The sequence below is a fragment of the Escherichia sp. MOD1-EC6300 genome (assembly GCF_002965045.1).
GTDB classification, from domain to species: domain Bacteria; phylum Pseudomonadota; class Gammaproteobacteria; order Enterobacterales; family Enterobacteriaceae; genus Escherichia; species Escherichia coli_F.
On sequence record NZ_PTRH01000066.1, the window covers coordinates 1 to 431 of the forward strand.

Here is a 431-nt window from a genome sequence, read left to right on the forward strand (position 1 = left end):
TAACCACCCGTGCTCATCATACTGCCACTGCTCTGCCGCTTCGCCGTTCACCGTCCGGTGCGTGATGCGGTCCGACGTATCGTAGTGCCAGAGGGTGATAAGCCCCTCGTCTTCACTGCGGACAAGCTGCCCTGCGGCGCTGTACCGGTAACGCTGTGTCCTGCCATCAAAGCCGCGCTGCTCCGTCAGGCGGTCCAGCACATCATAGGTAAACTCACTCCGGCTGCCGTTCTCGTTGGTCAGCACGGTGATGCGCCCGGCGGCGTCATACCCCATGCTGCGCGTCAGCCCGCCCTGCGTGGTGCTGACGGCCTTTCCCCACGCATCATACTGTGTCTCACTGCGGCTGCCGTCCGGGGCAATGATAGCGGTGAGGTCGCCTGCGGCGCTGTACTCATAACGGGTTTCACGCCCCTGCACATCCTTCTGAC

Annotated in this window: 1 pseudogene; it reads right to left on the bottom strand. The window is 63.1% G+C overall.

Annotated elements, in window-relative coordinates:
• Nucleotides 1-431 (bottom strand): annotated as a pseudogene (locus tag BGE37_RS24815) (RHS repeat protein); the annotation flags it as partial.